This is a genomic window from Corynebacterium sp. HMSC072A04, assembly GCF_001809235.1.
Lineage (GTDB): Bacteria > Actinomycetota > Actinomycetes > Mycobacteriales > Mycobacteriaceae > Corynebacterium > Corynebacterium hiratae.
Map to the genome: position 1 here is coordinate 57,817 of NZ_KV796750.1, position 22,576 is coordinate 80,392.

At 61.9% G+C, this 22,576-nt stretch carries 24 protein-coding genes; 20 read left to right on the forward strand and 4 right to left on the reverse strand.

Annotated elements, in window-relative coordinates:
* The first annotated feature begins 22 nt into the window (after nucleotides 1–22).
* From hisB to pyk, 12 genes are all read left to right on the forward strand, one after another.
* Nucleotides 23–655, forward strand: coding sequence for an imidazoleglycerol-phosphate dehydratase HisB (gene hisB / locus HMPREF2565_RS02790; RefSeq protein WP_049155321.1), 633 nt, complete (start codon nucleotides 23–25; stop codon nucleotides 653–655).
* A gap of 6 nt (nucleotides 656–661) precedes the next feature.
* Nucleotides 662–844 (forward strand): hypothetical protein, encoded by a 183-nt coding sequence (locus tag HMPREF2565_RS02795; RefSeq protein WP_049155322.1) that lies wholly within the window; start codon nucleotides 662–664, stop codon nucleotides 842–844.
* Nucleotides 845–894: 50 nt separating this feature from the next.
* Nucleotides 895–2,115 (forward strand): MFS transporter, encoded by a 1,221-nt coding sequence (locus HMPREF2565_RS02800; RefSeq protein ID WP_070682083.1) that lies wholly within the window; start codon nucleotides 895–897, stop codon nucleotides 2,113–2,115.
* Nucleotides 2,112–2,747: an imidazole glycerol phosphate synthase subunit HisH gene (hisH, locus tag HMPREF2565_RS02805; RefSeq protein WP_071406844.1), complete on the forward strand. Its 636-nt coding sequence runs from the start codon at nucleotides 2,112–2,114 to the stop codon at nucleotides 2,745–2,747. The genes HMPREF2565_RS02800 and hisH overlap by 4 nt, the downstream gene beginning before the upstream one ends.
* Nucleotides 2,748–2,777: 30 nt before the next feature.
* Nucleotides 2,778–3,560 carry a bifunctional 1-(5-phosphoribosyl)-5-((5-phosphoribosylamino)methylideneamino)imidazole-4-carboxamide isomerase/phosphoribosylanthranilate isomerase PriA gene (priA, locus tag HMPREF2565_RS02810; protein ID WP_071406845.1) on the forward strand — a complete coding sequence of 261 codons (783 nt, stop codon included), beginning with the start codon at nucleotides 2,778–2,780 and terminating at the stop codon, nucleotides 3,558–3,560.
* Nucleotides 3,561–3,564: 4 nt separating this feature from the next.
* The gene (locus HMPREF2565_RS02815; protein ID WP_070546776.1) at nucleotides 3,565–4,368 is read left to right on the forward strand and encodes an inositol monophosphatase family protein; all 804 of its coding nucleotides are present in this window, start codon (nucleotides 3,565–3,567) and stop codon (nucleotides 4,366–4,368) included.
* Between the two features lie 161 nt (nucleotides 4,369–4,529).
* Entirely contained in the window at nucleotides 4,530–5,294 is a 765-nt protein-coding gene (hisF, locus tag HMPREF2565_RS02820) for an imidazole glycerol phosphate synthase subunit HisF (protein ID WP_070546773.1), read from the forward strand.
* Nucleotides 5,291–5,689: a phosphoribosyl-AMP cyclohydrolase gene (gene hisI / locus HMPREF2565_RS02825; protein ID WP_049155332.1), complete on the forward strand. Its 399-nt coding sequence runs from the start codon at nucleotides 5,291–5,293 to the stop codon at nucleotides 5,687–5,689. The genes hisF and hisI overlap by 4 nt, the downstream gene beginning before the upstream one ends.
* The gene (locus HMPREF2565_RS02830) at nucleotides 5,682–6,311 is read left to right on the forward strand and encodes a TIGR02234 family membrane protein (RefSeq protein WP_070546770.1); all 630 of its coding nucleotides are present in this window, start codon (nucleotides 5,682–5,684) and stop codon (nucleotides 6,309–6,311) included. Before hisI ends, HMPREF2565_RS02830 begins: the two co-directional genes overlap by 8 nt.
* Nucleotides 6,312–6,503: 192 nt before the next feature.
* Nucleotides 6,504–7,331 (forward strand): indole-3-glycerol phosphate synthase TrpC, encoded by an 828-nt coding sequence (locus HMPREF2565_RS02835; RefSeq protein WP_070546767.1) that lies wholly within the window; start codon nucleotides 6,504–6,506, stop codon nucleotides 7,329–7,331.
* 41 nt (nucleotides 7,332–7,372) lie between these two features.
* Entirely contained in the window at nucleotides 7,373–8,281 is a 909-nt protein-coding gene (gene lgt / locus HMPREF2565_RS02840; protein ID WP_046648009.1) for a prolipoprotein diacylglyceryl transferase, read from the forward strand.
* Between the two features lie 313 nt (nucleotides 8,282–8,594).
* A complete protein-coding gene (gene pyk, locus HMPREF2565_RS02845) occupies nucleotides 8,595–10,016 on the forward strand; it encodes a pyruvate kinase (protein ID WP_049155447.1) in 1,422 nt (473 codons plus the stop codon).
* A 155-nt stretch (nucleotides 10,017–10,171) separates the two neighbouring features.
* Here pyk and HMPREF2565_RS02850 read toward each other — a convergent pair whose 3' ends face one another.
* Nucleotides 10,172–12,562, reverse strand: a complete 2,391-nt coding sequence (locus HMPREF2565_RS02850; protein WP_071406846.1) for a glycogen/starch/alpha-glucan phosphorylase — start codon at nucleotides 12,560–12,562, stop codon at nucleotides 10,172–10,174.
* Between the two features lie 99 nt (nucleotides 12,563–12,661).
* The gene (locus HMPREF2565_RS02855) at nucleotides 12,662–13,870 is read right to left on the reverse strand and encodes an amidohydrolase (protein WP_071406847.1); all 1,209 of its coding nucleotides are present in this window, start codon (nucleotides 13,868–13,870) and stop codon (nucleotides 12,662–12,664) included.
* 36 nt (nucleotides 13,871–13,906) lie between these two features.
* Between HMPREF2565_RS02855 and HMPREF2565_RS02860 the strand changes: the two genes are divergently transcribed.
* Entirely contained in the window at nucleotides 13,907–14,305 is a 399-nt protein-coding gene (locus tag HMPREF2565_RS02860; RefSeq protein WP_070701754.1) for a hypothetical protein, read from the forward strand.
* 14 nt (nucleotides 14,306–14,319) lie between these two features.
* Here the strand turns inward: HMPREF2565_RS02860 and HMPREF2565_RS02865 are convergent, their stop codons facing one another.
* The gene (locus HMPREF2565_RS02865; protein ID WP_070701818.1) at nucleotides 14,320–15,438 is read right to left on the reverse strand and encodes a glycerate kinase; all 1,119 of its coding nucleotides are present in this window, start codon (nucleotides 15,436–15,438) and stop codon (nucleotides 14,320–14,322) included.
* 171 nt (nucleotides 15,439–15,609) lie between these two features.
* On the opposite strand from HMPREF2565_RS02865, the gene gdhA reads away from it, so the two are divergent.
* Both gdhA and HMPREF2565_RS02875 read left to right on the forward strand, forming a co-directional pair.
* Complete coding sequence (gene gdhA / locus HMPREF2565_RS02870) at nucleotides 15,610–16,956, forward strand: NADP-specific glutamate dehydrogenase (protein ID WP_070512568.1); 1,347 nt, start codon at nucleotides 15,610–15,612, stop codon at nucleotides 16,954–16,956.
* A gap of 115 nt (nucleotides 16,957–17,071) precedes the next feature.
* Nucleotides 17,072–17,818 carry a DivIVA domain-containing protein gene (locus HMPREF2565_RS02875; protein ID WP_046648014.1) on the forward strand — a complete coding sequence of 249 codons (747 nt, stop codon included), beginning with the start codon at nucleotides 17,072–17,074 and terminating at the stop codon, nucleotides 17,816–17,818.
* Here the strand turns inward: HMPREF2565_RS02875 and HMPREF2565_RS02880 are convergent.
* Nucleotides 17,757–18,398 (reverse strand): hypothetical protein, encoded by a 642-nt coding sequence (locus tag HMPREF2565_RS02880; protein ID WP_230308876.1) that lies wholly within the window; start codon nucleotides 18,396–18,398, stop codon nucleotides 17,757–17,759. The genes HMPREF2565_RS02875 and HMPREF2565_RS02880 overlap by 62 nt on opposite strands.
* 133 nt (nucleotides 18,399–18,531) lie before the next feature.
* On the opposite strand from HMPREF2565_RS02880, the gene HMPREF2565_RS02885 reads away from it, so the two are divergent.
* Genes HMPREF2565_RS02885 through HMPREF2565_RS02905 form a run of 5 tightly spaced genes read left to right on the forward strand, consistent with a single transcriptional unit; the run spans nucleotide 18,532 to nucleotide 22,568 of the window.
* A complete protein-coding gene (locus HMPREF2565_RS02885) occupies nucleotides 18,532–19,071 on the forward strand; it encodes a YceD family protein (protein ID WP_046648015.1) in 540 nt (179 codons plus the stop codon).
* The gene (gene rnc, locus HMPREF2565_RS02890) at nucleotides 19,068–19,838 is read left to right on the forward strand and encodes a ribonuclease III (protein WP_046648016.1); all 771 of its coding nucleotides are present in this window, start codon (nucleotides 19,068–19,070) and stop codon (nucleotides 19,836–19,838) included. Before HMPREF2565_RS02885 ends, rnc begins: the two co-directional genes overlap by 4 nt.
* Before the next feature lie 14 nt (nucleotides 19,839–19,852).
* A complete protein-coding gene (gene mutM, locus HMPREF2565_RS02895; RefSeq protein WP_046648017.1) occupies nucleotides 19,853–20,701 on the forward strand; it encodes a bifunctional DNA-formamidopyrimidine glycosylase/DNA-(apurinic or apyrimidinic site) lyase in 849 nt (282 codons plus the stop codon).
* 34 nt (nucleotides 20,702–20,735) lie between these two features.
* Nucleotides 20,736–22,262: an alanine/glycine:cation symporter family protein gene (locus HMPREF2565_RS02900; protein ID WP_046648018.1), complete on the forward strand. Its 1,527-nt coding sequence runs from the start codon at nucleotides 20,736–20,738 to the stop codon at nucleotides 22,260–22,262.
* Nucleotides 22,263–22,568: an acylphosphatase gene (locus tag HMPREF2565_RS02905; protein ID WP_046648019.1), complete on the forward strand. Its 306-nt coding sequence runs from the start codon at nucleotides 22,263–22,265 to the stop codon at nucleotides 22,566–22,568. It abuts the gene before it with no gap.
* Nucleotides 22,569–22,576: the final 8 nt, after the last annotated feature.

The window sequence follows — 22,576 nt, forward strand, 5'->3', positions numbered from 1 at the left end:
TTGAAGGAGGAGCGTGGGGACGATGAGCGCTGATGAAGCTGCACGCCGCGATGGCGGCGACCGCATTGGCCGCGCCGAGCGCGTTACTGGGGAGACAAAAATCTCTGTAGAAATCAACCTCGATGGCACCGGCCAAGCGGATATTTCGACGGGGCTGCCGTTCTTTGATCACATGCTGAATGCTGTGTGCACCCACGGCTCCTTCGACCTTCGCGTCCACGCCGACGGCGATATCGACATCGATGCCCACCACACCGTCGAAGACACCGCGATTGTTCTCGGCCGTGCCTTCCTGGAAGCATTGGGGGACAAGTCCGGTATCCGCCGTTTCGGGTCCCAGCTGCTGCCCATGGATGAGGCGCTGGTGGAGGCCGTCGTCGACATTTCTGGGCGCCCCTACTTCGTGATGAATGGCGAACCGGAAAACATGGAGTGGCAGGTCATCGGCGGGCACTACGCCACGGTGATCAACCGTCACTTCTTCGAAACCTTTGCCACGCACTCGGCGACGACTCTGCATGTCAACGTGCGGTACGGCCGCGATCCGCACCACATCACGGAGGCTGAGTACAAGGCGGTGGCCCGCGCCCTGCGCCAGGCTACTGAGCGGGATCCGCGCGTGACCGGAGTTCCTTCGACGAAGGGAGCCCTCTAAGCCGTTATGAACTTGTTGGTTCTCATTCTCTTTCTGGTCACCGGTTTGCTCGTCGGCGGCGCGTGGGCGGCGTATCAGAATGGCTCGGTGCTGATGACCGTGGTCGCGGGTGCGCTCGCGGCGGTCTCCGCGATCGCGGCGCTGGCCTGGATGCTTGACATCTTCTCAGCGGGGGTGGCAGCGAAGTGACGGAAAAGACCCCTCAGAGCGTATGGAAGGTCGCCGGCTTTAAGGAAACCATGATCGCGGTGGTTTCCGCCTTCGGTGCCTGGTCGGTCCTGCTTCCAGTGGTGCCCCTGGCCGTGCTGGACTCCGGTGGCTCCGCCACGTTGGCTGGCGCCACCACCGGCGTGTTCATGTTAGCGACGGTGCTTACCCAGATGGCGACTCCGATGCTGCTGCGCATCTTTGGGTACCGTCCGATCATGGCGGCCTCGGCACTGTTGCTGGGGCTGCCGGCATTGGGGCACATGCTGGGCGATGCCGCCCCGATCGCCCTGGGATTCTCCGCCCTGCGCGGCATCGGTTTTGGCGCTCTCACAGTGGCGGAGAACGCTCTCATCGCAGAAATTACGCCGCGGCGTTTGCTGGGCAAGGCCACCGGTATCTTCGGTTTGTTCATCGGTGCAGCCCAGATGGCGTTCTTGCCTTTGGGTCTCGCAGTGGCTTCAGCCTTTAACTACAACACGGTGTATCTCCTAGCCGCTGGCCTTGGCCTGCTGGGATTCTTTACCTGCATTTTGGTACCGCAAATCAAGGCAGCTCCAGTGGGGTTGCCGGACCCAACGGATACCACTCCGCGGGCACCAATGTGGAAGCTTGTGCTCGTCCCAGCGCTCGCTTTGACCAGTTTCTCCGTGAGCTACGGCGTCGCCTCCAATTTCATTTCCCCGGCGGTGCGCGAGCTGGATCCTGAGCGTGGCGCTGTCCTGGGTGGCCTCATGCTGTCCGTGATCGGTGGCGCGGCCATGATTTCACGCTATGTCGCCGGTGTCGTGGCGGACCGCGTGGGCCAGCCAGGCACGTTGATGATTCCAGCCCAGGCTTTCTCAGTCTTTGGCGTGGGTCTAATCGCCGCCGTGCTGTGGCAAGAATGGTCAGTATGGCTGCTCGTCTTCGGCACGGTCATCTATGGTGCGGGTTTCGGCATCGTCCAGAACGAGGCCTTGTTGTCGATGTTCGACCGTCTCCCTCGCGAGCGCCTGTCCGAAGGTTCTGCGGTGTGGAATATCTTCTACGACGGTGGAACTGGACTTGGTTCGACGGTTCTCGGCGCCGTCGTGGCTATGTCCGGATACGATGGCGCCTTCGCGGCTGGTGCCGTCATCATTGCGGTTGGCCTGCTCATGTCCGTGGCTGACCGCGCTTTGGGCAAGACCCGTGTGAGCGAGCTGAATGATATTCAGACTCGCCTGCGCATGATTAGAAGGCCGAGGAGGCCCGGAAAGGAGCCACGATGAGCTCATACGACGTAGTAGTCCTAGATTATGGTGCTGGCAATGTCCGGTCGGCAGTGCGCGCGCTGGAGCGGGTCGGCGCTACCGTGACGGTCACCGCGGACCCCAAGACCGCCGTGGAGGCCGATGGCCTCTTGGTACCCGGCGTGGGGGCCTTTGCCTCCTGCATGGAGGGGCTGTGCGCCGCGCAGGGACCACGGATTATCGGCCAACGCTTGGCTGGCGGGCGCCCCGTCCTGGGAATCTGTGTGGGTATGCAGATTCTTTTTGAGTCCGGTACCGAACACGGCATTCATACAGAAGGCTGCGGCGAGTGGCCGGGGGAGGTCTCCCGCTTGCAGGCTCCCGTCCTCCCACATATGGGATGGAACAGCGTGGAGCTTCCCAGCGGAAGCCGCATGTTTGAAGGCGTGAGCGCGGATGACCGCTTCTATTTCGTGCACTCCTATGCCGCGCGCAGCTGGGAGCTCGAGACCGAGATTACTGAGCCGCCGAAGGTGGCGTGGTCGGAGTATGGCGGTGACCGCTTTGTCGCCGCGGTAGAAAACGGTGCGTTGTGGGCCACGCAGTTCCACCCGGAGAAATCGGGTGATGTGGGCTCGCAGCTGCTAAAGAACTGGATTGGAACGCTCTAAAGAGCCCGCGTGAAAGGTAGACTACCCACCATGAGCTTTACACTGTTGCCCGCGGTTGACGTCGTTGATGGTCAGGCAGTACGCCTCGACCAAGGAGAAGCAGGAACCGAAAAGTCCTATGGATTGCCGCGGGAGGCCGCCCTCAAATGGCAGGCCCAAGGCGCGCAGTGGTTGCACGCGGTGGATTTGGACGCCGCCTTCGGTCGTGGCTCCAATCACGAGCTGCTCGCTGAAATTACGACGAGCGTGGACCTAGACGTGGAATTGACCGGAGGCATCCGGGACGACGATTCCTTGGCGCGCGCACTGGCCACTGGTGCCCGCCGCGTCAATATTGGAACCGCGGCGCTGGAAAACCCAGAATGGATTGCCAAGGTCCTCGCAGAGCATGGCGACCGCATTGCAGTGGACCTCGCCGTCCGGATGGTGGATGGTGAGTGGCGCACACGCGGTCACGGCTGGGTATCCGATGGCGGAGACCTCTGGGAGGTGCTCGAGCGCCTTGACGCAGCTGGCTGCACCCGTTTCGTGGTGACGGATGTGTCGAAGGATGGCACGCTCCAGGGGCCCAATATCGAGCTGCTGCGTGAGGTGGCGGCCGCCACGGACGCCAAGGTGACTGCTTCCGGCGGCATTTCCACTCTCGACGATCTGCGCGAGTTGGCTCTTTACGAGAACGAGGGGATCGATTCCGCCATCATCGGTAAAGCACTCTACGAAGAGCGCTTCACCTTGGAGGAGGCTCTTGCAGCCGTTGCGGAGGTTACCCCGCTGCCGGGAGAGGAATACATCGACCCGATCGAGGAGAAGTAGGCCTATGGCCCCGATGACAGGAACTTCAGCGTCGGATCCGCGCGAACTTGTTGCCTTTGCGGAAGCCGCAGTGGACCAGGTTGATGAACTCTTCCGCAGGGGCCTTGGCGCGGCACCCGCGCGTTTCAAAGGCGAAGGAGACTTTGCTACCGAGGTGGATCTGCTCATCGAACAGCAGTTGCGCCAGACATTGGGCCAGCTCACCGGCATTCCGGTGTTCGGTGAAGAGTCCGGTGGCAACTTGGAGGAGACGGTGTGGGTTGTGGATCCGGTAGACGGAACCGCGAACTACTCGGCTGGGAATCCGTGCTGCGGCATTCTTGTTTCGCTCCTGCACGATGCAAAGCCGGTCGTCGCCGTCGCCGACTTTCCATTGTTGAACCGCCGTGTTGTTGCGGCGCAAGGGATGCCGCTGCGTACGACCGGCGGCCCGGCGACCGGGTTCGGGGGAGGAGAGGAGGCCCTAGGATTCGACGAAGCGCGCGGACACGTGGGCTGCTCCTCGCACCTGCCCACGAGCCTATTCAACGACCTACGAGAGACCGGGCTGCGCCCCCGTATGACTGGGTCGGTAGGGCTGGACAACGCTTTTGTCGCTCAGGGCGTGTTCGACGGTGCAGTGAATTTCTCGCCGCACCCGTGGGATAACGCGGCGGGCGCGCTCATCATTAAGGCTGCCGGTGGCCGCGTGAGCGACCCCGAGGGCAATGAGTGGACTGCACACTCGAAGGGCTTCGTGGGCGGGACCCCGCAGGTGCATGCCACGATTTTGGAGGCCATTGCTCGAAATCCCCGTGGGGACCGCTAAATAGGCCCCGTCCCGGGGCTGAAACCGGTGCTCAGCACTGGCGCTGAATCCCGGACTTATTCTTTAACGTTTTACCGTTTTCCTACTATGCTCATCACCGTTCGGTGGTCCCAAGTGGACTGCTGTTCATCTCACCTTTAGCTATGAGGAGGATTGTCACCATGGCGCTTGCCGTGCGCGTGATCCCGTGTCTGGACGTTGACAATGGCCGCGTGGTCAAAGGCGTCAACTTTGAAAACCTGCGTGATGCCGGCGACCCAGTGGAGCTGGCCGCTCGCTATGGTCAGCTGGGCGCTGATGAGCTGACATTCTTGGATGTCTCCGCGTCCAAGGACGGCCGCGGCACCATGCTCGACGTCGTTCGCCGCACGGCGGATCAGGTGTTCATCCCACTAACCGTCGGCGGCGGCGTGCGGTCGGTGGAGGACGTTCGTGAGCTGTTGCGGGCTGGTGCCGATAAGGTGTCCGTTAATTCTTCCGCCATTGCGCGCCCCGAGTTGTTGCGCGAGCTCGCGGATGTGTTTGGTTCTCAGTGCATCGTGTTGTCCGTCGATGCTCGCCGTGCGGCGGGCTTTCCCAGCGGATTTGAGGTCACCACGCATGGCGGCACACGCTCCGCGGGGATCGACGCTGTGGAATGGGCCAAGCGCGGCGAGGAATTGGGGGTCGGCGAGATTCTGCTGAACTCCATGGATGGTGACGGAACCAAGGCAGGCTTCGACCTCGAATTGACTGAGGCCGTGCGTGCAGCGGTTTCGGTGCCGATCATCGCCTCGGGTGGGGCCGGGAAGGCCGAGCACTTTCCACCGGCTATCGACGCTGGAGCGGATGCCGTGCTCGCGGCTAGTATCTTCCACTTCGGCGAGGTGGAGATTTCCGAGGTCAAGCAGGCATTAGCTGCTGCAGGAAAGGAGGTCCGTCAATGACAGAGGACAGCACTAACTCCGCCAGCACCACGAACGTCGGGGACTATGAGCTGAGCGACGACATTGCCCTGCAGCTCAAGCGCAATGAGGCGGGCCTAGTCCCGGCTATCGTGCAGTCGGAACGAGGTGAGGTACTCATGCTGGCGTGGATGGATGACCACGCGCTGGCTTACACGCTGGCGACGCGCCGCGGGACCTACTACTCACGCTCGCGTCAAGAGTATTGGATTAAAGGGCTGACGTCCGGCAATACCCAAGAGGTAGTGGGTGCGCGCCTAGATTGCGATGGTGACACCATTCTGCTCACCGTGCGTCAGCGCGGCGGGGCATGCCATACCGGCGACCGGACCTGTTTCGACGCGCGAACCCTTCTTGGGGAGGAAGATCATGGCTAAGCGCGGCGGACCCGTACTGATGTTGGTCGGCGCCATCTTGTTGTGGCTATCCTCCCGCATGACGTGGGTGAAGGCGGCGGTCGAAGACGATAAGGCCGGATCGAGCGTGGTGGAGCTATCCGGCTCCTTATGGTCCCTTGAGCTCATCGCGCTGAGCGTGGTGGTCCTGGCCGGTGGCGTGGCTGCCTTCGCTCTCCGGCGGACTGGCCGGCGCATCGTCTCCGTCATCACCGCCCTCGCTGCTGCGGCTGCGGGATGGCGTCCGGTGGCGCTGTTGACCGCCGGCTCCGAGGCGGAGCGTGCCCAGGAGCTTCTGCAAGGCGGGACCAACGATACCTCCGTGGATACGACGACTATTTCCGATTGGGCCGTCGTCCTCACCGCGGACGCGTCGACTGCGGGCCCAGTTCTCGCGCTCGTCGGCGCCGCCCTGGCGCTCTTTGGGGCGGTGCTGGTGGCGAGCAACCCGGGTGCTGATAAACCCCGCACAGCCAAATACGAAACCCCGGCGGTACGGCAGGAGCGCCTGCAGGAAGAACTCGAAACCTCCCAAGATTCCGGCCGCGTGATGTGGGACGCGCTGGATGCTGATATTGATCCCACAGATCCCCGCTCCTCCTAAACTCCCCGTTCCGCCTAAACACACGCGCCGCGACGGCGAGCATAGTGACGGAGAGCCTGGTGAGAAAGGCCCTGTTGCGGGGAACGGGTGCCCCGGATTTCTAGTTAGAGGTGGGGGCGCGCTAGCCTAAATGTGATCTCGAACGCCCCTGTTTCTTTCTTTGAGTCTCCTTCGGGGAAGGGAGGTGGAATCATGCCTACCCCGATCGCCGTCGATCACCTCGTGGCCGGAGTGCTGGCTGATGTAGCCGCGCGGGAGGCCCGTGTCCCGTTCAAGGAAATTAAAGCAAGGTCCCGCGACATGGACGCTCCGCGCGATGCCGCGAAAGCTCTGCTGCGCCCGGGATGCTCTATCATCACCGAAATCAAGCGCGCCGTGCCCTATGGCGGTGAAATTGCCCACTTGGATAGCCCGAAGTCGGTGGCAGAACTGGCACATAGCCTGGAGGAAGCAGGGGTTCATGTGATGGCCTGTCAGACAGATCGTCGCCGCTTCCACGGGTCACTCGAGGACATGCGGGTCGCCCGTGCAGCCGTCGACATACCGATGCTGTGCCGCGACACCATCGTTGATCCCTATCAGATTCATGAGGCGCGGTGTTATGGGGCAGACGCGATTCCCTTGCAGGTGGAGCTGCTCAGTCAAGCTCGCCTCGAGTCACTTCTCGATCGCGTGGAATCCCTCGGGATGACCGCCATCCTGGAAGTCCGCACCTGTGCCGAGGTGGATCGCGTTATCAAGGCAGGGGGAACTGTCGTGGCGATCAACGCGTGGTCATTGGCCTCCGATGCTATTAATCGGGAGGCCTTTTCTGCTATTTCGCCCGGTCTTCCTGAGAGCATCACTCGCATCGCGGTGGGCGGTGTTAATAACCCGCGCAACGTGCTGTCTTATGCCTCGCAAGGTGCTGATGCCATCCTCGTTGGTGAGTCCATCATGGCTGCCCAGGACCCGATGACCTTGGCCCGTTCCTTGGTGGCCGCAGGCCAACATCCTGCGTGCCCTTCGCGTAGAAGCTAAGCGCGTTGTAGCGGCCGTCATTTTCAGGCACACTGTTTCCCGTGCAGATTTACAACCTCGCCAATATTCCTTCCCCGCCACAAGGCGTGTGGCATCTCGGCCCGGTCCCGATTCGTGCTTATGCCATGTGCATCATCGTCGGCATTCTCGTCGCGATGTGGATGACGCTGCGCCGTTATACCGCTCGCGGAGGCAACCCTGACGTGGTGTGGGATGCTGCCCTAGTGGTGATCCCGGCCGGCATCATTGGCGGGCGCCTCTATCACGTGATTACGGATTACGATAAGTACTTTTGCTCCACGTGTGATCCCATCGATGCAGTGAAAATCACCAACGGGGGGCTCGGTATCTGGGGAGCAGTCGCGCTGGGCGCGGTGGCACTGTGGATCATGTTCAAGATTAAGGGTATTCCGTTGGGGCCCTTTGCTGATGCCGTCGCCCCAGGGCTTATCCTGGCCCAGGCCATCGGCCGCTTGGGCAATTGGTTTAATCAGGAACTGTATGGCCGTGAGACCACTGTCCCGTGGGCCCTCGACATCTACTACCGAGTTAATGAAAGCGGCGAGTATGCGCCCATCAGCGGCCGCTCGACTGGGGAAGTAGTGGCCTCTGTGCATCCGACCTTTCTCTATGAGCTTGTGTGGAACGTGGCGGTATGCGTGTTCCTGCTTTGGGCGCACAAGGCGTTCAAGCTTGGCCATGGTCGTGTCTTCGCGCTGTATGTTGCCGGGTACACCGCGGGCCGCTTCGTCGTGGAAAACATGCGTGCGGACGACGCCACGCACATCTTCGGCCTCCGGGTCAACGTCATCGTTTCCGTGGTCTGCTTTGTCGTGGCGCTTATCGTGTATTTCCGGTTGCCGCGCGGGCAGGAATCGCCGGAGGAAGTCGATCCCACCCGCACCACCGAGACTGCGGTGGGCAGTGCTGCCGAGGGTAGCCCCCGGTGAGTCTAAATGGTGACGGTGCGGGTAGTGCCCACCGGAGCAAAGCCTTGAGATTCTGTGGAGTAGCCGGGATCACACGTGGCTTTTGCGGTGCCTAACACGGCAACCTAAAGACCGGTGCGGCGGAACTGAAATGCCCGGATGTGCCCGGTTATTACCGTTTGTAGCTGCAATGTGGGCGTCGCATTTTCCGCTTGGAATACCGGCGTTACGGGTCGAAAACCCGGCATGAGCTTCGTTCGTGGTGGCCGAGACCAGTAAATGGGGGTAGTTTAGGAACCGTTAGAAACTCCCGATGTGAATAAGGCACTCCATGTTGGATAGAAGAACCAAAATCGTTTGTACGTTGGGTCCTGCAGTCGCAAGCAAGGAAGGAATCCTTGGGCTTGTTGAAGCAGGCATGAACGTGGCGCGTCTGAACATGTCCCACGGCGAGCATGCGGACCACGAGGCGAACTACCGCTGGGTCCGCGAGGCCACCGATGAGACCGGCCACGCAGTCGGCGTCTTGGCGGACCTGCAAGGCCCGAAGATTCGCCTAGGCCGTTTCGTCAACGGTGAAGAGATGTGGAAGGACGGCGAAATCGTCCGCATCACCGTTGATGACGTCGAAGGCACGCACGACCGCGTGTCCACCACCTACAAGAACCTGGCGAAAGACGCGAAGCCGGGTGACCGCCTGCTGATCGACGACGGCAAGGTCGCCGTCGTGTGCAAGGAAGTCGACGGCAACGACGTTGTCTGCGAGGTTACCGAGGGCGGACCGGTCTCGAATAACAAGGGCGTGTCCCTGCCGGGAATGGACATTTCTGTTCCGGCGCTGTCGGAAAAGGACATCGCAGATCTTCGCTTCGCCTTGAAGCTCGGCGTAGACATGGTTGCCTTGTCCTTCGTGCGCTCCCCGGCCGACGTGGACAAGGTCCACGAGATCATGGATGAGGAAGGTCGCCGCGTTCCTGTCATCGCCAAGCTCGAGAAGCCGGAAGCAGTCGACGCTCTCGAGTCCATCGTCCTAGCCTTCGATGCCATCATGATTGCCCGCGGTGACCTCGGCGTCGAGGTTCCGCTGGAACAGGTTCCGCTGTTCCAGAAGCGCGCTATCCAGATCGCTCGTGAGAATGCCAAGCCGGTGATCGTGGCAACGCAGATGCTCGATTCCATGATCTCCAACCTGCGCCCGACTCGTGCGGAGGCCTCCGACGTTGCCAACGCAGTGCTCGATGGCGCCGATGCGGTCATGCTCTCCGGTGAGACCTCCGTCGGCATCGACCCCCACAATGTTGTGCGCACGATGTCCCGGATCGTGATGAATGCTGAGCAGGGCGGCCAGGTTCCTCCGCTGACGCACGTCCCGCGCACCAAGCGCGGTGTTGTGTCTTACTCCGCACGCGATATTGCTGAGCGCCTTAACGCGAAGGCTATCGTGGCCTTTACGACGTCCGGTGATACCGCTAAGCGCGTGGCTCGTCTGCACTCCCCGTTGCCGCTCTTGGCCTTTACCCCGCACCCGGCGGTGCGCTCGCAGCTGGCCTTGACGTGGGGCGCGGAGACCTTCTTGAGTGACGCGGTTGAGTCCACCGATGACATGATGGCCGCCATCGATGGGGCGCTGCTGGGGATGGATAAGTACAAGGAAGGCGATATGATCATCGTCATCGCCGGTACCCCTCCTGGAATCTCCGGTAACACGAATATGATTCAGGTCCACGAACTGGGCCAGACCCTGCGCGATAAGTAATACTGTCGCAGATAAGCAGACAGCGCCGCCTCACCCCGGTTGCTTCCTTAACCACTAAGTGGGAAGGAGGAACGGTGGTGAGGCGGCGCTTTGTCTGTGAGGAAAGCCCGTCGAGGGGTTAATAGGCAACAGTGTGTCTATTACCCCCTGTCTATCTAGACGTTGGAAATGGGGGTCGGGGCCAGCTTCCACACCTCGTTGGCATAGTCAGCGATGGTGCGGTCGGAAGAGAAGCGCCCAGAGTAGCAGATGTTGAGCCAAGCCTTCTTGGCCCATGCCATCTCGTCGGCGTCATAGTCGGCAGCCATGCGGTCACGGGTCTCGCGGTAGTCTGCGAAATCTCCGAGGACGTAGTAGGTGTCCTGAGCGTGCTCACCAAAGCCATCGAGCAGCGAGGAGCGCAGATCCCCAAACATCCCGGCATTCTCAGAGCCCAACGTGCCATCGGTAAAGGCATCGAGGACGCGGGACAGGCCCGGAACCGTGTTGTAGAGCTCGCCCGGGTTGTACTCGGCGCGAAGCTGCGGAATCTCCTCGTTGCGGGCGCCGAAGATGTAGGCATTCTCTTCGCCCACTGCCTCGACGATCTCGACGTTGGCGCCATCCATCGTGCCCAGGGTCAGTGCACCGTTCATCATGAACTTCATGTTGGAGGTGCCGGAGGCCTCCTTGCCGGCCACGGAGATCTGCTCGGAGACATCGGCGGCAGGGATGATGTGCTCGGCAGGGGAGACGTTGTAGTTCTCCACAAAGACCACGTTGAGCACGTCCTTGGTGGCCGGGTCGTTGTTGACCAAGTCACCGATGGTGTTGATGAGCTTGATGATGGCCTTTGCGCGAACGTAGCCCGGGGCGGCCTTCGCGCCGAAAATGAAGGTGCGCTTCGGAACGGTTTCGCCGTCGACCTTGATACGGAAGTACAGGTCCAGAATGTACAGAGCGTTCATCAGCTGACGCTTGTACTCGTGCAGGCGCTTGATCTGGACGTCGAAGATCGAATCCGGATCCACCGTGGCGCCTTGGTGTGCCTCAATCCATGCGGCAAAGTCCTGCTTGTTGGCGCGCTTGATGTTGATGAGCTGGCGCAGCACCTTCTCGTCCTCGGCCAAGGAATCCAGTTTGGCCAGCTCAGTCAGATCGGTGACCCAGGCATCGGAACCAGCCTGCTCAGTGAGCAGGTCGGACAGACGCGGGTTGCACATGCGCAGCCAGCGGCGCGGGGTGACGCCGTTGGTCTTGTTATTGAACTTCTCCGGCCACAGTTCGTACCACTCAGACAGCGTGTCTGCCTTGATGATCTCGGTGTGCAGCGCCGCCACGCCGTTGATGGAATAAGCGGCGTAGCAAGCAATCCATGCCATGTGGACGTGGCCATCGGACACCGGGGCCATGTAATCGATGCGGCCCTGGTCGAGGCCGCGCTGGGCCATGTCCTCGCGGAAGCGGCGGTCAATCTCTTCCACGAGCTCCCAGATGCGCCAGAAGAGCTTCTGGAAGATGGAGATCTCCCAGCTTTCCAGGGCCTCTGCCAGCACCGTGTGGTTGGTGTAGGCAAAGGTCTCGGTGACGACCTTCCATGCCTCGTCCCAGCCCATTCCGTGTTCGTCGAGAAGCAGGCGGAGCAGCTCTGGAATGGCAAGCACCGGGTGGGTGTCATTGAGCTGGATGCAGTTGTACTCGGCGAAGCCGGTGAGATCCTCGCCGTGGTGTTCGATGTAGTTGTCGATCATCTGCTGCAGCGAGGCGGACACGAAGAAGTACTGCTGGCGAACGCGCAGAACCTTGCCCTCGTAGGTGGTGTCGTTGGGGTAGAGGACACGGCAGATATCCATGACTCGCTCGCGCTCCACGATGGCCTCGGTGAAGCGCTGCGAGTTGAAGGCGTCGTAATCGAACTCATCGATGGGCTCGGACTTCCACAAGCGCAGCGTGCCCACGTTGTCGGTTCCATAGCCGGTAATCGGCATGTCATAGGGGATAGCGCGGACATCCATGTCATCGAAATGGACCAGGCGCTGCTCGGAGGCGCGGCGAATGATGAAGTCATAGCCATTCTCCATCCACGCATCCGGCTCTTCGCGCTGGAAGCCGTTGTCAAAGGACTGACGGAACAGGCCGTAGCGGTAGAGCAGACCGTAGCCGGTGACGGGGAAGTCTTGGGTGACAGCGGAGTCGAGGAAGCAGGCAGCCAGGCGGCCCAAACCGCCGTTTCCTAGCGCGGCATCATGCTCGGCCTCGAGGACATCGACCAACTCGTGGCCGGTGGCCTGGGTGGCGGCGCGGGCCTCGTCGACGAGGCCGATGTTGGTGAGGTTGTTGAGCAGGGCTCGACCCTGCAGGAATTCAGCCGAGAAGTAGTGCTGCTGGCGGGTGGCGGCGTAGGCGCTGCGGGTGGCTTCCCAGTTGTCCGCAATCTGCTCCATTACCGAGGAGGACAGGCCGGACCAGAACTTGCGGTTGGTGGCAGCGGTGGGGGAGACGCCGGCGGCGGCGCGGACGTGTCCGGGAACTGCGGACTGAAAATCGGAGTGCTGGGGTTGACTCATGAGAATCCTTCACCTTAGGCATAAAAAATGCGGAAAAATACCAACTCCCAAGCTTAACCAGTTCCGTACTCACTCGCAGATCGCGTTGAGTACGGAAAACTAGTTCCCAAGGAAAGACAGCACGGAGGCAGCCCCAGCGCGGGTAGCTGAGCGCATGGTGGGCTCATAGTCCGGAAGGAACGTGGACTGATGGTTGACCGGCGGGTTGTCTAGGAGGTCCTCCGGTGTGGAGCCGATGAACCAGAAGTAATACGGCACGCCCCAGGCCTGCGGGAGGTAGCAGAAATCCTCGGACACGGTGGAGGGCGTGGCAGTGACGGAGAGATCACCGAAGACCGCGTCGAAGGCCGAGCGAACGGTTTCATGTGCGGTGGCGTCGTTGTCGGTGACTTCGCCGTGGGCGAAATACTCGAAGGTAGGTTCAGCGGGGCATCCGCTTGCTTCACATTCAGCGCGCACCATGCGCTCGAGGGAGGCGTAGACTCGCTTGGCCAACTCCGGCTTGTAGTAACGGGTGTTGAGCACCAGCTCGGCGCTGCCCGGAATGATGTTGTTCTTATCGCCCGAGTGCAGCTCGCCTACCGAGATGACGAAGAAGTCATGGGGAGGTACTTCGCGGCCGACGATGGCTTGCAGGCGGGTCACCACCATGGCGGCCACGTAGGACGGATCGATGGCCTCATGCGGCATGGAGGCGTGCGCGGAGCGCCCCGTGATGCGGATGCGGAGGGAGTCGCAACCGGCCAGGATGGGGCCGGCGGTGGACTGCACTTGGCCGGCGGGACCGGGCATGACGTGTTGTCCTAGGCAAACATCCGGGGTGGGGACTCGGTCGGTGAGTCCGTCAGCAATCATGTACTTGGCGCCCATGGATGATTCCTCCGCCGGCTGGAATAGTGCTAGGAAGGTGCCGCGCCAGGCCGCACGGTGGGCGTCGAGAATCGCGCACGCACCGAGCAGTGCGGTGGCGTGTACATCGTGCCCGCACGCGTGCATTGCCCCGTTGGTGGCGGCGAAGGGCACGCCGGTTTCCTCGGCCACGGGGAGGGCATCAAAGTCGGCACGCATGAGGGCGGTGGGGCCGTCGCCATTGCGAAAAATGGCGACGATGCCGTGGCCGCCGATGCCGGTGACGAGCTCGCAGTTGTAGTTCTCTAGTTGGTCGAGGATACGCCCGGCGGTGCGTTCCTCTTCGTGGGACAGCTCTGGATGGGCATGCAGATCTTCGTAGAAGGCGCGTTGCCAGCTGAGATCAACGGCGTCCTCCGAAAGGAGTGCAGTCAGCGTGGAAAGTGTGGGATCTGCCATAGTTACCGTCCTTGAAGTTTGGGTAGGGTTACCTACATGCCAATGATTCACTTTGATGTTCTGGTGCCGGATGCCCAAGCGGAGCGTGTGGCCGAAATCTTTAGCACTGCCACCCGTAAGTTGGTGGAAAACAACTCGCTGGCCTCTGCAGAGGTTACTCGTGTGCCTGAGGCTGTATTCCCAGAGGGGTTGGAAGAGCAGCTGCGCCAGACTTACCGTGAGGAACACGAAGAGCGGGACCTAGAGGGGGCGAGCGTGTATCGCTACGCCATCGCCGTCGATGGCGTGACGGGGTCTGTTAACCAGCTGACGATGGTCCTCGCGCGCCTGCTGACCCCGCATGCGGTGCTGCCGAAGGATCATGTGTTGCTGGAAGATGAGCTCGCCCACGAGCGCCCGGCTATCTTCCCGTGGGCGGTGCAGGTCGCCCCTTAGTCCCGCAGAAAGCTCTAATTCTGGAGGAAGTTCAGCACTAGGCGCTCGGCCGCGGCGCTAAGTTGCTCGGCCACGCTAGCGTGCGTGTCGCCGTCGAGCTCTTCGAGTAGCGTTCCCTGCGGTGCCGGGGCGGTAGCGGAGCCGGCGATGATGCCGAGAGTGGGCGGTCCAGTGAGCTCGGCCAGCGTGCCTACCACCTTTCCGGTGAGTGATTGTTCGTCGAAGCGGCCTTCGCCGGTCAGGACGAGGTCCGCCTCGGCGATGCGGGCGGGAAGATCGAGGGCCTCAGCTACATAGCGGCCGCCCGGCACGATGCGGCAGTGCTCCGAGGTGCCCCAGAGTGTGCGCGAAAGCCAGCTCAGGGCGATGGGGATACCGCCGGCGGCACCAAAGAACTCGGCCTCCGGATCGGTGTCCGTGACCTCGCACAATCGCAGCATCGCGCCGGCCAGGAGCGCGACCTGGTCGCCCTTGGCCCCCTTCTGCGGCCCATACATTGTTGCGGCCTGGATGGGCACGGCGCGGGTATCGGTGACCAAAGTGTAGTCCAACATGGCCGCCTTCATGTTTAGTTGCGCCGTGTCGATGTGGTCGAGGTTGACCAGCGGAGCACCCCCTTTGGGGAGGGCATAGCCGCGGGCATCGTGTGCGGCGGCGCCGAGTGCGGCGAGGATGCCGAGCCCGCCGTCGATGCTGGCGCTACCGCCGAGGCCGAGAACGATGTGCTTGGCGCCGCGCGATTCGGCATCGGCCACCAACACGCCCGTGCCATAGGAGTCCGCATGCAGCGGGTCGAGGGCATCGGAGACAGCAGGCAGCCCAGTGGCGGCGGCGACGTCGATGAAGGCTGTATCGCCGACGAGCTGATAGCTGGCCTCGGTGAGGCGTCCAACAGCATCGGTAGTTGGCAGCGTAATGGTCTGGCCCGCAGTGCCGTGGCGAGCCACGGCGGCACTAGCGAGAACCTCCGCGGTTCCCTCGCCACCATCGGCCGTGGGAAGGGCATGTACCTTCGCCGTGTCGGCATACGGGGAGGAGCTCAGCGCGCGGCGCGCGCCGAGTGCAATGGCAGCAGCGGCTTCGGCGGCGGTGGCGGTGCCTTTAAAGGAATCGGGGGCAACAAGAATGCGCATGTTCACGAGTATATGGCAGAGATGTGAGAAAAAATTTTCGCGCTCTGACCAGCCTTTAAGGCGCGCCGCAGTACGGACGTCTTGCAATTTAGGTCAATTGATAGAAAACTATCGTTTGTTCAATGGATGACGCACCGACCGCGAGGCACGGTGTCGAATGAAAGGATAGCCATGTCCATCGACCAGCAAATCTCCGACTATTACAGCAAGCTCCTCAAGCGTAATGCGGGCGAACCGGAATTCCACCAGGCGCTCGCTGAGGTGCTTGACTCCCTGAAGATCGTCCTCAACAAGGACCCGCACTATGCTGATTACGGCCTGGTCGAGCGTCTATGCGAACCCGAGCGCCAGCTCATCTTCCGCGTTCCATGGGTAGATGACAGCGGCCAGATTCAGGTTAACCGTGGCTTCCGCGTGCAGTTTAACTCCGCCCTCGGCCCCTACAAGGGCGGCCTGCGCTTCCACCCGAGTGTGAACTTGGGCATCATCAAGTTCCTCGGCTTCGAGCAGATTTTTAAGAACTCCCTGACCGGCCTGCCTATCGGTGGTGGCAAGGGCGGTTCCGACTTCGACCCGAAGGGTAAGTCCGATGCCGAGGTCATGCGCTTCTGCCAGTCCTTCATGACGGAGCTACACAACCACATCGGCGAATACCGCGATGTCCCGGCCGGCGATATCGGCGTGGGCGGCCGCGAAATCGGTTTCCTGTTCGGGCAGTACCGCCGGCTGGAAGGCAAGCATGAGTCTGGCGTTCTTACCGGCAAGGGTCTGTCCTGGGGTGGCTCCCTCGTGCGTACCGAGGCTACCGGTTACGGCCTGGTGTATCTGACCTCGGAAATGATGAAGACCCATGGTGAGTCCTTCGACGGTGCCAAGGTTATTGTCTCCGGCTCCGGCAACGTCGCCATCTACGCTGCTGAAAAGGTGCAACAGCTCGGCGGTACCGTCGTCGCGATGTCTGACTCCTCCGGCTACATCACCACCCCGAACGGTGTGGACCTGGAGCTGCTCAAGGAGATTAAAGAAGTCCGCCGCGAGCGCATTTCCACCTACGCCGGCGAAGCGGGTGCGGGCGTGGAGTACCACGAAGGCGGCAACGTATGGGAGGTGAGCGCCGACGTTGCCCTGCCGTGCGCTACCCAAAACGAACTTGACGGTGACGATGCCAAGCTTCTGGTGAAGAATCAGGTCCGCTATGTTGCCGAAGGCGCGAACATGCCCTGTACCCCGGAGGCAGCGCACTACTTTGTGGAAAGCGGCATCGCCTTCGCGCCGGGTAAGGCCGCGAATGCGGGCGGCGTGGCGACCTCCGCGCTAGAGATGCAGCAGAATGCGTCCCGTGACTCCTGGTCCTTCGAATACACCGACCAGCGCCTGCACGAGATCATGTCCAACATCTTCCGCAACATTGACAAGACCTCCAAGGAATATGGCTTGGAGGGCGACTACGTTGCCGGCGCCAACATCGCAGGCTTCAAGAAGGTGGCCGACGCCATGCTGGCACAGGGCGTTATCTAGCCCCGCTCCTGTCCTCTATTGCCAGGTTGAGCCTCCCCGCCTAGCGGGGAGGTTTTCGCCGTTTTGCCCGCGTGGGATACGTGGTGGTGCGCTCTTGCTTGGATAGTCTGGTGCCATGTACCGCGTATTTGAGTCCCTCGATGAACTTGTTCGCAACCTGGAACAGGCCTATGCCGTTCCCATGACCTCCAATTGCATGGTTCCGCGCCACGAGATGCTGGCGCTTCTCGACGATCTCCGCAACGCCCTCCCCGTTGAAATGGATGATGCCCAAGATGTTCTGGACAAGCAGGATGAGATCCTGCAGGGTGCCGAGGAACGCGCGAACCAAATCATCTCCGATGCCAACGCAGAAGCCGATGACACCGTTACCCGTGCGCGCGAGGACTCCGACGCCATGCTGGCTGACGCCCAGCACCGCGCCACCACCATGGTGGCCCAGGCAGAAGATGAGGCCACCAACCTCGTAGAAAACGCGCGCTCTGATGCCGAGCGCACCCGCGCCCAGGCAGATGAGGAGTACCAGCGCACCGTTGCTGCGGGCCAAGCTGAGCAGGACCGTTTGGTCTCTGAATCCGAAGTTGTGCGCCGCGCCGACGACGAAGCGCACCGCATCGTGGAATCCGCCCACTCCGAATCCAACCGACTGCGCACCGAGTGCGATGAATTCGTCGACGCCAAGCTGGCGGAATTCGAAACCACCTTGTCGGATCTCCTGCGCACCGTCAACAACGATCGCTCTGCCCTGCGGCGAGGCGCCGGTGTGCGCTCCCGCGGGGAGTCCCGCGGCGAGGGGCGCACTAGTGCGCGCGAACACCGCGAGCCGGGGCGCCGTGCACCCCGCGCGCCGCGCGACTACTAACGTGAACTAACGCGCGTGCCTCCTCCGCGCGGCGGATACGGGCGGCTTCCTTAGCTGACATGGTGCTCAGTGCTGCGGCAAGTCCGGCGGAGATGAGGCCTGGGAGTGCATAGAGCAGCCACATGATGCCGAAATTCGTGTCTACGGCGTGGGGTTCTGAGAGAGGGCCCCAGGCGGCGTCGGCAAGCATCAGCAACACATCCACCGCCCCGACGGTGAGCATCATCAATCCAATCCCCATGCTGGCGGCCGAAAAGGACTCCCGCGCGCCCCAGGCGATGAGCGCAGCAAAAAGCGAGAACAGCGCTGAAGAAATAATGACAATTGGCCCAAAGTGCAGGGGGAGAAGAGACACGGCGCCGACGATCACACCTGCGAGGGCACTGGCGAGAGCCACGCGGTGCAAGGAAAGGCCGGCATCGCCAAAGATGCTGGGGCGGTGTCGAGTGATGACGTGGCGGCATGCCACCCCGGCAACGGCCAGTGCTACGGCGGGGACAAGGCACTGCAGCGGAAAGCTGAGTGCGAGGTCGCGTGCCGTGGCGGCCAGAGGCGCCGTGCCCGTAGCGGTGTAGCTCATGGGCCTTTAGGCTAAAAGCCTGAAGCGGAAGAATCGAGGCTTTTGTGCAAGTGCTTAAGTGGCTATGACCCTGCGTTCAGGTCCTTGCCAGTCTAGGGCGCAGGGGGCAGCACAGGGTAAGCTGGTGGGCGCTATGAAATCACCATTGAAGTTCGACGTGACGGAATTGCTCCGCAGCCAAGGAACCGAGGCGCTGCCTGAGCACCGCGTGCAGACCGGACCCGCGCCAGAGCGCATCGGCGTGGAAATGATCGGCGTCCCGGAAGGCGCTGAAGTCACGGTGGAAGCCACCTTGACCCCGTTGGGCTCCGGCGTGTTGGTGGACGCTGATGTCACCGGCACCCTCAGCGGCGAATGCGCACGCTGCTTGGCTGAGCTACACCCAGAGATGGATCTCCACGTGTCCCAGGTGTTTTCCGCAGACGAATCCTTCGTCGGCGGGGATGAGATCGAGGAAGAGGATCGCGGTTCGGGCGATGAGGTACCCGAGATTCAGGACGGGATTCTTGACCTCCTGCAGACCGTGATCGATGAGGCAGGGTTGTCCCTTCCGTTTGCCCCAACGTGCGAAGGCGGCTGCGAGGTGGACGTGCCCGAAGGTGTGACCACGGGGGTATCCGGGGAAGAAGAACGCGTTGATCCGCGGTGGTCCGGGCTGGAGAAATTCCTATGAGCAAGAAGAAGAAACTGACCGGTGAGCAGGCCCTTGCCGCAGCATTCGCGGAGGTAGACCACGCCCCGTTGCTGAAAGCACTCGGCGTGGAGCTCAGCGATGAGCTGCTGTGTTTGGCGCTGACACACCGCTCCTTTGCTAATGAGAACGGGCACCTTCCCAACAATGAGCGCTTGGAGTTCCTGGGGGACGCGGTCTTGGGCTTGTCCGTCGCGGCCAAGCTCTACGACAAGTACCCCTCGCGCCCCGAGTCGGATATTTCCAAGATGCGCGCGTCCATCGTGTCGCGCTACGGGTTGTCTGACGTGGCCCGTGAGATTGGCGTGGGCGACCACGTCTTGTTGGGCAAAGGCGAGCAAGCCACTGGAGGACGCGACAAGGATTCCATCTTGGCCGATACCACCGAGGCCATCCTGGGCGCTATTTACCGTCAACATGGCTTCGAGGTCGCCCGCGGGGTGGTGCTGAAGCTGTTCGCCGCCAAGATCGACAACGCCGTGGTGTCCGGTCGGCACATGGACTGGAAGACGACCTTGCAGGAGCTGTGCGCTGAGTTGAAGGCCGCGATGCCGGTCTATTCAGCCACGTCGACGGGTCCTGAGCACGATCAAACCTTCAACGCCGTGGCCACCGTGGCCGGTTTGACCGTCGGCCGGGGGACGGGCCACAACAAGAAGCTCGCTGAGCAGCAGGCGGCGGAGGAAGCGTGCCAAACCTTGCGTGAGACGCCGTTGCTGGTGCAGGGCACCGCCGGCAAAGAAAGCTAAAACACGAGGACTCGATGCCAGAACTTCCCGAAGTTGAGTCCGTCCGCCGCGGGCTCGAGCCTTATGTTGTGGGGCGCTCCTTCGCAGCAGTAGAGGTTCTCCACCCGCGCGCTAACCGGGGCCAGGAAGCGCCGCTGTCCGCGCTGCTGGTGGGCAGGAAGATTGCCGCGGTGGCGCGCCGCGGCAAGTTCATGTGGCTGGAGTTCGCCGACGAGGACCACACTGACCCGGCACGCGATGTGCTCTTCATCCACCTCGGTATGTCGGGGCAGGTGCGGATCGGTGAGGTAGATTCGCCGCATGTGCGTATCGCCGCCGTGCTTGACGACGCCACCCGCCTCAGCTTCGTGGACCAGCGCACCTTCGGCTATTGGCGTCTCGGGCCATGGCTGACCATGGCGCATATCGCTCCCGATCCTCTCGAAGCAGACTTTGACCTTACAGCGGCAGGGCGGCGCCTGCGCGCGAAGCGCACCGCGGTCAAGGTAGCTCTGCTCGACCAAACGGTGCTCAGCGGGGTGGGCAATATCTATGCCGATGAGGCGTTGTGGGCGGCCCAGATTTCTCCGCTCAAGAAGGCTAGCGCCCTGCGGCAGCGCGATGCCGTCGCGGTGATATCCGCGGCCGGTGATGTCATGCGCGCGGCGCTCGCCGTTGGCGGAACCAGCTTTGACGCGTTGTACGTCAACGTCAACGGTGAATCCGGATATTTTGACCGTTCCTTACATGCCTATGGCAGGGGTGGCCAGCCCTGCGATCGCTGCGGTGAGGAAATCGTGAAAACCGTGCTTGGCGGGCGTGGGACCCACTACTGCCCGTCCTGTCAGCGCCGCGGAGAGGGGAGGCTGCCCGCGGCCAACTAGGACGATTCTGGTGTGAGTTATTAATGTGTAACGCATGCAAGAAATCTTCAGCACCGTGATCGGTGTCATTAACGACAGTCTGTGGTCTTATGTCCTGCCATGGCTGCTCATTGCCGCGGGCCTCTTCTTCGGCATCCGCACCGTCTTGGTGCAGATCCGTATGGTGCCGGACATGTTCAAGGCGGTCGTCGAAAAGCCCAAGGGCGTCGGCGCCGATGAGGATGCCGACTATGGCGGAATCTCCGCCTTCAAGGCATTCACCATTTCGGCAGCCTCCCGCGTGGGCACCGGCAACGTCGCGGGCGTGGCCGTGGCCATCTCCGTGGGCGGACCCGGTGCGGTGTTCTGGATGTGGCTCATCGCCATCCTTGGTGGTGCGACTGCATTCGTCGAGTCCACTTTGGCGCAGCTATGGAAGGTGCGCGAAGGGGATACCTACCGTGGTGGCCCCGCCTACTACATGTCCCGCGGCTTGGGCTGGAAGCCTCTGGCGACCATCTTCTCCGTCGCCATCGCCATTACTTTTGGCTGGTTCTACAACGCTTTCCAGACCAACGCTATCTCCGATTCCTTGGCGGCCTCCTTCGGGCAGGATTCCAGTGCTTTCAAGGCAGGCGTGGGCATCGCCGTCGTCGCAGTGTCCGGTCTCATCATCATCGGTGGCGTGCAGCGCATCGCCTCGATGACTCAGTTCATCGTGCCTTTCATGGCCGGTGCTTACCTCATCATGGGCATCATCGTGGTGGTCCTGAACTTTGACAAGGTGCCGGACATGCTTGCCTCCATCATTGGCTCTGCGTTCGGCTTCCGCGAGGCCGCCGGTGCGACCGTGGGCATGGCGATGCTCAAGGGTATCCAGCGTGGTTTGTTCTCCAACGAAGCGGGTGAAGGTTCTGCTCCAAACGCAGCAGCTACCGCGACGGTGTCCCACCCAGTCAAGCAGGGCCTCGTGCAGACCCTCGGCGTGTACTTCGACACCCTGGTGGTGTGTACGATTACCGCCTTCATCATCCTGCTGGGTACTGATTTCGAGCGTTTCGGTTCCGATGCGATTGAGGGTGTAACCCTGACCCAGAATGCGCTCTCCGGTGTGGTGGGTGAGTGGGGCATCCACTTTGTCACCTTCATCCTCTTCTTCCTCGCCTTCTCCTCGATTCTGGGCAACTACTACCTTGCCGAGTCCAACGTGGAGTACCTCTCTGAGAAGAAGTCGGTGCTGTGGATCTTCCGTCTCATCGTGTTGGCCTTCGTCTTCTACGGTGCAGTGGCCCCGCTGGGCACCGTGTTCGACCTGGCCGATACCGGCGCTGCCATCATGGTTCTGCTCAACGTGTGCGCCATCGTGCCGCTGTCGGGCGTGGCCATCAAGCTGTTGAAGAACTACAACGAACAGCGCCGCAAGGGCCTGGATCCCGTCTTCCACCGTGATATGCTGCCGGAACTGCAGAACGTCGAGTGCTGGGATGGCACGGATCCGGTAACCCGCCGCAGCGCGGAGGACCGCCGCCGTCTCAAGCACGAGCATGACTTGGGTGACCGCACGAACTTGAGGGAGTACTAGATGACGCAGCAGGCAGCGGCCACAGGGAATGAGCGGCTCACGGCTTTCGTCCATGGCCACGTCCAAGGCGTGGGCTTTCGCTGGTGGACGCGTTCCCGGGCACTCGAACTAGGGCTGGCAGGACACGCGACGAACCTGCAGGATGGCCGCGTCCAAGTGGTTGCTGAAGGGCCGCGTGCTGATTGCGAGAAGCTGCTGGCCTTGCTGCGTGAAGAACCGTCGACCACCCACCGCCCAGGCGTAGTGAACGCCGTGGTGGAGCAGTGGGCCGCACCGCGCGGTGAGTCGGGCTTCATCGAGCGCTAAACTAAACC

Coding starts and splice junctions, on each gene's coding strand:
- hisB (WP_049155321.1), top strand. CDS start 23: ATGAGCGCTGATGAAGCTGCACGCCGCGATGGCGGCGACCGCATTGGC.
- HMPREF2565_RS02795 (WP_049155322.1), top strand. CDS start 662: ATGAACTTGTTGGTTCTCATTCTCTTTCTGGTCACCGGTTTGCTCGTC.
- HMPREF2565_RS02800 (WP_070682083.1), top strand. CDS start 895: ATGATCGCGGTGGTTTCCGCCTTCGGTGCCTGGTCGGTCCTGCTTCCA.
- hisH (WP_071406844.1), top strand. CDS start 2,112: ATGAGCTCATACGACGTAGTAGTCCTAGATTATGGTGCTGGCAATGTC.
- priA (WP_071406845.1), top strand. CDS start 2,778: ATGAGCTTTACACTGTTGCCCGCGGTTGACGTCGTTGATGGTCAGGCA.
- HMPREF2565_RS02815 (WP_070546776.1), top strand. CDS start 3,565: ATGGCCCCGATGACAGGAACTTCAGCGTCGGATCCGCGCGAACTTGTT.
- hisF (WP_070546773.1), top strand. CDS start 4,530: ATGGCGCTTGCCGTGCGCGTGATCCCGTGTCTGGACGTTGACAATGGC.
- hisI (WP_049155332.1), top strand. CDS start 5,291: ATGACAGAGGACAGCACTAACTCCGCCAGCACCACGAACGTCGGGGAC.
- HMPREF2565_RS02830 (WP_070546770.1), top strand. CDS start 5,682: ATGGCTAAGCGCGGCGGACCCGTACTGATGTTGGTCGGCGCCATCTTG.
- HMPREF2565_RS02835 (WP_070546767.1), top strand. CDS start 6,504: ATGCCTACCCCGATCGCCGTCGATCACCTCGTGGCCGGAGTGCTGGCT.
- HMPREF2565_RS02850 (WP_071406846.1), bottom strand. CDS start 12,562: ATGAGTCAACCCCAGCACTCCGATTTTCAGTCCGCAGTTCCCGGACAC.
- HMPREF2565_RS02855 (WP_071406847.1), bottom strand. CDS start 13,870: ATGGCAGATCCCACACTTTCCACGCTGACTGCACTCCTTTCGGAGGAC.
- HMPREF2565_RS02860 (WP_070701754.1), top strand. CDS start 13,907: ATGCCAATGATTCACTTTGATGTTCTGGTGCCGGATGCCCAAGCGGAG.
- HMPREF2565_RS02865 (WP_070701818.1), bottom strand. CDS start 15,438: ATGCGCATTCTTGTTGCCCCCGATTCCTTTAAAGGCACCGCCACCGCC.
- gdhA (WP_070512568.1), top strand. CDS start 15,610: ATGTCCATCGACCAGCAAATCTCCGACTATTACAGCAAGCTCCTCAAG.
- HMPREF2565_RS02875 (WP_046648014.1), top strand. CDS start 17,072: ATGTACCGCGTATTTGAGTCCCTCGATGAACTTGTTCGCAACCTGGAA.
- HMPREF2565_RS02880 (WP_230308876.1), bottom strand. CDS start 18,398: ATGAGCTACACCGCTACGGGCACGGCGCCTCTGGCCGCCACGGCACGC.
- HMPREF2565_RS02885 (WP_046648015.1), top strand. CDS start 18,532: ATGAAATCACCATTGAAGTTCGACGTGACGGAATTGCTCCGCAGCCAA.
- rnc (WP_046648016.1), top strand. CDS start 19,068: ATGAGCAAGAAGAAGAAACTGACCGGTGAGCAGGCCCTTGCCGCAGCA.
- mutM (WP_046648017.1), top strand. CDS start 19,853: ATGCCAGAACTTCCCGAAGTTGAGTCCGTCCGCCGCGGGCTCGAGCCT.
- HMPREF2565_RS02900 (WP_046648018.1), top strand. CDS start 20,736: ATGCAAGAAATCTTCAGCACCGTGATCGGTGTCATTAACGACAGTCTG.
- HMPREF2565_RS02905 (WP_046648019.1), top strand. CDS start 22,263: ATGACGCAGCAGGCAGCGGCCACAGGGAATGAGCGGCTCACGGCTTTC.